The sequence below is a fragment of the Paenibacillus tritici genome (genome assembly GCF_013204885.1).
GTDB lineage: Bacteria > Bacillota > Bacilli > Paenibacillales > Paenibacillaceae > Paenibacillus_AQ > Paenibacillus_AQ tritici.
Genome location: NZ_JABMKX010000040.1, coordinates 1 through 1,393 on the forward strand (window position 1 = coordinate 1; position 1,393 = coordinate 1,393).

General features: G+C 54.4%; 2 protein-coding genes. Both read left to right on the forward strand.

The genetic code is table 11. The features are described 5' to 3' along the window. Nucleotides 1-77 precede the first annotated feature (77 nt). Nucleotides 78-392, forward strand: a complete 315-nt coding sequence (locus HQN87_RS31935; RefSeq protein ID WP_173141371.1) for a helix-turn-helix domain-containing protein — start codon at nucleotides 78-80, stop codon at nucleotides 390-392. 5 nt (nucleotides 393-397) lie between these two features. Further along, nucleotides 398-1,330 carry an IS3 family transposase gene (locus tag HQN87_RS31940; protein ID WP_173141373.1) on the forward strand — a complete coding sequence of 311 codons (933 nt, stop codon included), beginning with the start codon at nucleotides 398-400 and terminating at the stop codon, nucleotides 1,328-1,330. The last annotated feature ends 63 nt before the right edge of the window (nucleotides 1,331-1,393 follow it).

The window sequence follows — 1,393 nt, forward strand, 5'->3', positions numbered from 1 at the left end:
ATCTCCACAGCCCCCTAAAGAAGTTGGAGTCCTCCCCGACAAAAATGTAGACTAAATACAGGAGGAGGATGAACCCAATGGGAAAGCTAACGGGAACGAGAGAGAAGGCCGCGCAAGAGGTGTTGTCTGGCATTAAGGCGGCGGTGGTTGCCCGGAAATATGGGGTGACCCCAGCGACGGTGAATCAATGGGTGAGAGATTACCGAGAGGCCCATGGGGAACAAGATCATCCGTATCCCGAGGAGCAGGTGGAGGAACTGAAGCGCCTTCTGGAAGTCGAGCAGAAATACGAGAAGGCCGTCAGAATGCTCGGCGAAAAGGAGTTAGAGATTGAGATTCTACGTGAACTGCTAAAAAAGCCAACCCCTGCTTATCCGAAAAAATCGAGGTAGCCGACATGTTCATTAAGCAGGGGAATTCCGCAGCCTTCGTGCTGCGAATTATAGGGCTCGCACAGTCAACGTATTATGACCGTATGAAACGTAGATCTCGGTCGCCACAGGCCGCACCCAAGGGGCGCGGGAGACCCGTGCCCGGATACTCCATTACCGAGTCTGGAGAGAAGATTAGCGACGAGCAAATCCAGGAATGGCTGCTGGAACTGGTCGCTGGAGAAGAGCACGTGTACGGGTACAAACTGCTGGCCAAGTGCTTGTGGAACCAGTATCGGTTGAAGCTCAATCACAAGAAAAGCTACCGGTTGTGTCAGGCGCTGGACATCCTGCAGCCCCAGCGTCAGAAGCGCTTCAAGCATCCCCGGAAACTGCCCGAGAACCGGCTGATTACCGGACCGGGCCAGCTGTGGCAGATGGACATTAAGTATGGTTACGTGGCGGGGCGTGACAGGCATTTCTTCGTCCTGAGCATTATCGATGTATTTACCCGGGTCATTGTGGGTTACCACCGGGGAACGTCGTGTGAGGCGAAGCACGCCTGCCAGACGCTTTGGAGAGCCCTGGACCAGCACTGCGCCCCTGGGAGCGAACGTCCTGTCATCCGAACGGATAACGGACCTCAGTTCGTCAGCCACCTGTTTGGCGACATGTGTGAAAGCTGGAAGATGACCCATGAACGCATTCCTCCCCGAACGCCGGATTTGAACGCGTTTATTGAATCGTTCCACAGCAACATGGAGAGAGATCTGTTCCGCAAGGAGGAATATGCAACGTTCGAAGGAGCCTATGAAGCCTTAGACCGGTATATGGACTTCTACAACCACCGGAGAATGCACACCAGCCTTCGCAACCTGCCGCCAGTTCGATTTTCGGAGTGGGTCATGAGCCTAGAGGATCGGTCCGCCTTCTTCTGGCCAAGGAAAAAAGCGAAATAAAGAGCATGGCTACGACACATGTCGGTTTTATGCGGGGGACTCCGTAATAAGGGGGTCGCACCG

Bases quoted from the DNA above. Each gene is read 5' to 3' on its own strand.
- HQN87_RS31935 (WP_173141371.1), top strand. From the start codon at position 78: ATGGGAAAGCTAACGGGAACGAGAGAGAAGGCCGCGCAAGAGGTGTTG.
- HQN87_RS31940 (WP_173141373.1), top strand. From the start codon at position 398: ATGTTCATTAAGCAGGGGAATTCCGCAGCCTTCGTGCTGCGAATTATA.